Genomic DNA, 6938 nt, shown 5'->3' with positions numbered 1-6938 from the left:
CGTATTCTTTACTTTCGTGAAACTACTGGAATAGGATGATTCCGATCAGCCGTTCAATGCGGAAGTCTTGATTGATCATAAAGACGTGGTGTATCCCTCGTCCTTATCTATCGACAGGGAGCGGCTTTCGCATCGAATGGAGACCGTTGTGAAGCACATCGACCCTTACAACTTCGGACTCGACAAGAATGGCGCGAACTACGTTCCGCTGTCGCCGCTGAGCTTCATCGAGAGAGCTGCGCTGGTTTATCCGGATCACATCGCCGTGATTCATGGGGAATGGCAAATCAGCTGGAAGGAATGCTACAACCGTTGCCGGCGTCTGGCATCGGCGCTCAGGAAACGCGGTATTGGGGTCGGCGACACAGTTGCGCTGATGGCGCCTAACGTGCCAGCTATGTACGAGGCACATTTTGCTGTGCCGATGATCGGCGCCGTGCTGAATACCTTGAATACCCGCCTTGACGCGGAAGCTATCGGTTTCATGCTGCAGCACGGCGAGGCAAAGGTCCTCATCACCGACCGCGAATATTCCGCGATTATGGAGCGCGCTCTGCCGATGCTCGAAGAGCGGCCGCTCGTCATCGATATCGATGACCCTGAGTATCAGGGTGGCACGCTTCTTGGCGAAAAAGATTACGAAGCGTTCCTGCTCGAAGGGGATGCGAATTTCGAGTGGTCGTTGCCCGAAGACGAATGGGATGCGATTGCGCTCAACTATACCTCCGGCACCACTGGCAATCCCAAGGGCGTGGTTTACCACCATCGTGGTGCATACCTGAATGCCGTGTCGAACATCCTCTCTATGGGCATGCCGCATCACTCGGTCTATCTATGGACGCTGCCCATGTTTCACTGCAACGGCTGGTGCTATCCGTGGACTATGGCAGCGAATGCTGGCACTAACGTGTGTTTGCGTCGCGTGGACGCGAAGGCGATTTTCGACGCGATCAAGACGCACAGGGTGACGCATTTCTGTGCGGCGCCGATCGTGCACAGCATGCTGATCAACGCGCCGGAAGAAATGCGCGCTGGTATCGAGCAGCGGGTTTCTGGCTGCATCGCCGGGGCCGCACCGCCAGCGTCAGTCATCGAGGGGATGGAGCGGATTGGTTTCGACATTACCCATGTGTACGGTCTGACAGAGACTTATGGCCCCGCCGCGGTATGCGCAAAACAGGAAGGCTGGGACAAACTTCCCCTGGAACAACGTGCCGAACTCAATGGGCGCCAGGGTGTGAGGGCGCCCATGCAGGAATGCATGACGGTGCTGGACCCTGCGACCCTGCAGCCCGTGCCATGGGACGGCCAGACGATGGGTGAAATCATGTTCCGCGGCAACCCAATCATGAAGGGTTATGTCAAGAATCCCAATGAGACCGAGAAGGAGTTTGCCGGCGGCTGGTTCCACAGCGGCGATCTGGCGGTGGTCGACTCCGACGGATACGTCAAGATCAAGGACCGTTCCAAGGATGTGATCATCTCGGGCGGAGAAAACATTTCTTCGCTCGAGGTGGAGGATGTTCTGTATCGCCATGCTGCGGTAATCGGCGCAGCGGTTGTGGCGCGTCCCGACGAAAAATGGGGAGAGGTTGCGTGCGCCTTTGTCGAACTCAAGGAAGGCGGACAGGCAACCGAACTTGAACTCATCGAGTTCTGCCGCGAACGCATGGCGCGCTTCAAGGTGCCGAAGACGGTCGTCTTCGGTCCGCTAGTGCGGACCGGGTCAGGCAAGATCCAGAAGTTCGTTTTGCGCGAACGGGCCAAAGCGCTCTAACGAACTGACACCCGCCACAAGAGTGAGCGAATCATGAAGATACTCGTTACCGTTAAGCGCGTCCTTGATTTCAACGTCAAGGTTCACGTCAATGCAGACGGGCGCGGCGTGGACCTGGCGAACGTGAAGATGTCGATGAACCCGTTCGACGAGATCGCCGTCGAAGAGGCGGTGCGGCTGAAAGAAGCTGGCATTGCGACAGAAGTGGTTGCGGTGTCGTGCGGCATAGCCAAATGCCAGGAGACGCTGCGCACCGCTCTCGCGATCGGCGCGGATCGCGCCATTCTGGTGGAAACCGATGTCGAGCTTCAACCGTTAGCCGTCGCCAAGCTGGTGAAGGCGCTAGTCGAAAAGGAACAGCCGCAGCTGGTCTTCTGCGGCAAACAGGCGATCGACGATGACGCCAATCAGACCGGCCAGATGCTGGCGGCGCTAATGGGCTGGGCTCAAGCCACGTTTGCCTCGAAGGTCGTCGTCGCGGATAACACGGCCACAGTCACACGCGAGATAGATGGCGGCCTGGAGACGCTGGAGCTCAAGCTCCCTGTTGTCGTCACCACGGATCTGCGGCTGAACGAACCGCGCTATGCGACGTTGCCCAACATCATGAAGGCGAAGAAAAAGACGCTCGATACGCTTACGCCCGAATCGCTTGGGGTAGACGTCACTCCGCGGCTGGAGACCCTCGCGGTAACGGAGCCGGCCAAGCGTGTTGCCGGCATTCGCGTAGCAGACGTCAGGCAGTTGATCGACAAGCTCAAGAACGAATCGAAGGTGATCTGAATGGCTATCCTCGTAATCGCGGAGCACGACCAGGTGTCGGTCAAGGGTGCGACGCTCAACACCATCACCGCGGCGAAGCAGATCGGCGGCGATGTTCATGTGCTGGTAGCGGGCAGCGATTGCGCTGCCGCGGCACAGGCAGTCGCAAAGATCGATGGCGTCAAGAAGGTGCGCGTGGCCGACGCCACGCACTACGTCGACCAGACCGCTGAAAACGTCGCCGCCCTGGTCATCGCCAATGCCGACGGTTACACCCACATCCTGGCGGCCGCCACTACTTTCGGAAAGAACATGCTGCCGCGGGTTGCTGCGCTGCTGGATGTCGCGCAGATTTCCGACATCGTCGCAGTGAAGTCCGCCGACACTTTTGTGCGACCGATATACGCCGGTAATGCGCTGGCCACGGTCAGATCGCATGACGCGGTGAAAGTGATCACGGCGCGCAGTACCGGCTTCGAGGCCGCTGGCCCCGGCGCAGCCGCGACAGTCGAAGCGCTGCCTGCCGGTCCCGATCTCGGCCTGTCGAAACTGACCGGACGCGAACTCACGAAGTCGGAGCGGCCTGAACTCGGTGACGCAAAAATCATCGTCTCCGGCGGCCGGGGTTTAGGCAACGGCGAGAACTACCGCCGTTTGCTTGATCCGCTGGCCGACAAGCTGGGCGCCGCACTCGGCGCTTCGCGCGCCGCGGTGGACGCCGGCTTCGTACCCAACGACTATCAGGTCGGCCAAACCGGCAAGATTGTGGCGCCCGATCTTTACATAGCAGTCGGTATCTCCGGTGCAATCCAGCACCTTGCCGGCATGAAAGACTCAAAGGTGATCGTCGCTATCAACAAGGATGGCGACGCACCGATCTTCCAGGTGGCGGATTATGGCCTGGTGGCCGATTTGTTCGAGGCGTTGCCCGAACTCTGCAGCTTGCTCGACTGAACCCGGACGGGCTCGCTGCGAAGGACACAACCATGACAACTTACGTGGCACCGACGCGCGACATGCTGTTCGCGATGAACGAGCTGGCTGGCTTTGCCGAAATCGCAGCGTTACCCGGCAATGAAGAAGTGACGCCCGACCTTGTGGAAGCGATTCTGGACGAGGCAGCCAGGTTTGCGACGGAGGTTCTCGCACCCATTAACGCTCAAGGCGACCGCCAGGGCTGCACATGCAAGGATGGACACGTCACGACTGCGGACGGGTTCAAGGCGGCCTACAGCAAGTTCGTCGAAAGCGGTTGGAACGCAATGCCGGGCAGCCCCGACTTTGGCGGCCAGGGTCTGCCGTCCCTGGTGTCAACGGCGGTACTCGAAATGTGGAAAGCGTCCAATATGGCCTTTTCACTTTGCCAGATGCTGACACTCGGCGCAGTGGCGGCTATCGCGCATCATGGCTCCGAGCGGGACAGGCAGCGCTACCTGCCGAAGATGGTGTCGGGCGAATGGACCGGCACGATGAACCTCACTGAATCCCAGGCCGGCTCGGACCTCTCCGCGGTCCGTACCAAGGCTGTCCCCGAAGGTGATCACTACCGCATTAGCGGCACGAAGATCTTTATTACGTGGGGTGAGCACGACATGGCGGAAAATATCATCCACATGGTCCTTGCGCGCCTGCCGGACGCCCCTGAGGGAACGAAAGGGATCTCGCTCTTCGTAGTCCCCAAGTTTCTGGTGAACGACGACGGCAGCCTGGGGCCGCGCAACGATCTCATCTGCGCATCGATCGAGCACAAGATGGGTATTCACGGCAGTCCGACCGCGGTCATGGCGTTTGGCGAGAACGAGGGCGCCATTGGCTACCTGGTGGGAGAGGCGAACCGCGGTCTGGGATGCATGTTCACCATGATGAACCACGCCCGTCTCAATGTCGGGCTCGAAGGCGTGGCGATTTCCGAGCGCGCCTACCAGCAGGCGCTGGGCTATGCGCGTGAGCGCATTCAAAGCCGCCCCATCGGCGCGACGAGCGGTGGTCCCGTGACGATCATCCATCACCCGGATGTCCGGCGCATGCTGATGGACATGAAAGCGCGGATCGAAGCCATGCGCGCTTTGGCGTATTTCACCGCTGCCCAGATGGACAAGGCGCAATCGCATCCGGACGCGGCCGAGCGCCAGAAATGCCAGGCCATGACGGATCTTCTGACGCCAGTTGTCAAAGGGTGGTGTACCGAAAATGCCGTCGACATCACTTCCACTGGGATTCAGGTGCACGGTGGCGTCGGATTTATTGAGGAAACGGGAGCCTGTCAGCACATGCGCGATGCGCGCATCACTACGATCTACGAGGGTACGACCGGAATTCAGGCTAACGACCTGATCGGGAGAAAGGTAGCGCGCGACCAGGGGGCCGCAGTCCACCTCCTGTTAGGCGAGATGAATGCCACCCTGGTCGCCCTCGAAGCTGCGGGTGACAAGGACCTTCGCGTCATCGCCGGGTCGCTGCAAGGCGGCACAGTGGCCCTCGAGACCGCAACCGGATGGCTGCTGTCGATCTACGAGCGCGACCCTGCGAGTGCCGCGGCCGGCGCGGTGCCTTACCTCAAGTTGTTGGGCACTGTGACGGGGGGCTGGCTCATGGCCCGTGCGGCGTTGGTCGCAGCGGCGAAGCCGGCGACTACCGAGAGCGAATTCTACCGAGCCAAGAAAGTCACTGCACGATTTTATGCCGAACACGTCCTGCCCGAGGTGCACGCTTTCCGTGCGGCAATCGTCGACGGTGCTGGCTCGGTTCTCGCACTGGACGAGTCCCTGTTCTGAGCGAATCGCAATTTACAGGAATAAGGCTATGAACGAGCTCAACGGCTATGACATCGAAGACCTCTCGGTCGACATGACTGCGACTTTCTCCAAGACGATTACCGAAGCGGACATTGTGCTGTTTGCCGGTGTCTCGGGCGACAACAACGCCCTGCATATTAACGAAGAGTTTGCCGCTACCACGTCCTTCGGCGGCCGTATCGCACACGGCTTTCTGACCGCCAGCGTGATCTCGGCCGCCATCGCCAACAAACTGCCCGGGCCGGGAACGATCTACTTGTGCCAGACGCTGATGTTCCGCGCTCCGGTGCGCCCAGGCGATACGGTGCACGCCACGGTTCGTGTGAAGGAGGTGCTGCACGAAAAGCGCCGCGTGGTCCTTGAGACGATGTGCCGCGTACGCGGCACTGTCGTCATCGATGGCGAGGCGCTGGTCATGGTCACCTCAGGCGACGGACGTTTGGCTTTGGCGCGGGAGCATCGAATCACGCAGGCCCCACAAAACGATCGGGTGATGCCGTCTGAGGAGCGGCAGATGCCGGAGATCACGGCCTGAAGCATGACCAACGGGGCAGCGATCAATGCTGACGCGTCGATCATACCCATCACTGGAGACAACCATGGCAACTGAAACCAACCCCCTCGACGAGATGACGAGGATGATGCAGGAATTTAAGGTCCCGGGGCTAGATATGGCGCCGATCATCGAGTCGAGGCGCAAGGATATGACTGCCCTCGTTGAGGCCAACGAGGCCGCCCAGGTGGCGATGCAGGCGCTCGTGCGCAAGCAGGCCGAGATCGTGACCGAGGCAATACAGGGGATCCAGGAATCTGCCAAAGCCCTGGTTGCCGGCGGCGCCAGCGCCCCGGACCCTGCCAGGCAGGCAGCGTTGGTGAGCGATGCCTATCAGAAAGCGCTCGCCGATATGAAGGACCTTGCGGAGATGGCGCGCAAGTCGCAGGTAGACGCAATGGCCATCATCACGAAGCGGGGCACAGACAGTCTGGCAGAAACGAAAAAGCTGATGCAGGCCAGATAGCGGCAGGGGGTATGGATACGCCTCGGCTGCAGAGGTCGCTGCGTATCCTGACGCAATGGAGAACTCAATTACATCGCCTTCTCATGTTCCGGACGAATTTGTCCAGGGGTTCATCAAGTCAGGGCAGAGCCTGTGGCAAGCTATGGTGTGTCCAGCCGGAATGTTCCCTCGTGCAGACGCCGTGTCGGTGGGCGCGGATGGAACGGGTGGTGTTGGAGTGCTCGTCGAACTGCAACTGAATTATTTCCAGCAGCACCTCGCGCTATGGACGCGGATGATGGCGAGCGCTGCGGGCCAGCCGGACAACGCCACGGGTGCATCCGAAAAGGGAGACCGCCGTTTCAAGGCCACTGCATGGCGAGACGTCTTCGCCTACAGTCTGCTAAAGCAGGGTTACCTGCTCAATACCCGACTGATCAGTAACATGGTCGACGTGGCTGATCTTGATGAACCCACCAGGCAGCGGCTTTCTTTCTACACGCACCAGTTCATCGACTCGATGAGCCCGGCCAATTTCACCGCGATCAATCCGGATGTGATGCAACTCGCCTTCGAAACCGGCGGCCAAAGCTTGAGGGCCGGCTT

The 6938-nt window shown here is 59.9% G+C and carries 6 protein-coding genes and 1 pseudogene; all 7 read left to right on the top strand.

What is annotated here, in order from left to right; all coding sequences use genetic code 11:
* Positions 1 to 136 precede the first annotated feature (136 nt).
* Positions 137 to 1777, top strand: coding sequence for an acyl-CoA synthetase (locus FVF58_RS50435; RefSeq protein WP_149676907.1), 1641 nt, complete (start codon positions 137 to 139; stop codon positions 1775 to 1777).
* Positions 1778 to 1810: 33 nt separating this feature from the next.
* Positions 1811 to 2560, top strand: coding sequence for an electron transfer flavoprotein subunit beta/FixA family protein (locus tag FVF58_RS50430; RefSeq protein WP_149676906.1), 750 nt, complete (start codon positions 1811 to 1813; stop codon positions 2558 to 2560).
* Positions 2561 to 3493 carry an electron transfer flavoprotein subunit alpha/FixB family protein gene (locus FVF58_RS50425; protein WP_149676905.1) on the top strand — a complete coding sequence of 311 codons (933 nt, stop codon included), beginning with the start codon at positions 2561 to 2563 and terminating at the stop codon, positions 3491 to 3493.
* 32 nt (positions 3494 to 3525) lie between these two features.
* Entirely contained in the window at positions 3526 to 5313 is a 1788-nt protein-coding gene (locus tag FVF58_RS50420; protein ID WP_149676904.1) for an acyl-CoA dehydrogenase, read from the top strand.
* A 28-nt stretch (positions 5314 to 5341) separates the two neighbouring features.
* Positions 5342 to 5869 (top strand): MaoC family dehydratase, encoded by a 528-nt coding sequence (locus FVF58_RS50415; protein ID WP_149676903.1) that lies wholly within the window; start codon positions 5342 to 5344, stop codon positions 5867 to 5869.
* Positions 5870 to 5933: 64 nt separating this feature from the next.
* On the top strand, positions 5934 to 6353 hold the full coding sequence (gene phaP / locus FVF58_RS50410; protein WP_149676902.1) for a TIGR01841 family phasin: 420 nt from the start codon (positions 5934 to 5936) through the stop codon (positions 6351 to 6353).
* Positions 6354 to 6570: 217 nt separating this feature from the next.
* Positions 6571 to 6938 (top strand): annotated as a pseudogene (locus FVF58_RS50405) (class I poly(R)-hydroxyalkanoic acid synthase); the annotation flags it as partial.

It is taken from the genome of Paraburkholderia panacisoli, from assembly GCF_008369935.1.
Classification (GTDB): domain Bacteria; phylum Pseudomonadota; class Gammaproteobacteria; order Burkholderiales; family Burkholderiaceae; genus Paraburkholderia; species Paraburkholderia panacisoli.
The sequence above is the reverse complement of the archived record's forward strand: the minus strand, read 5'-3'. Positions and strand labels throughout refer to the sequence as shown.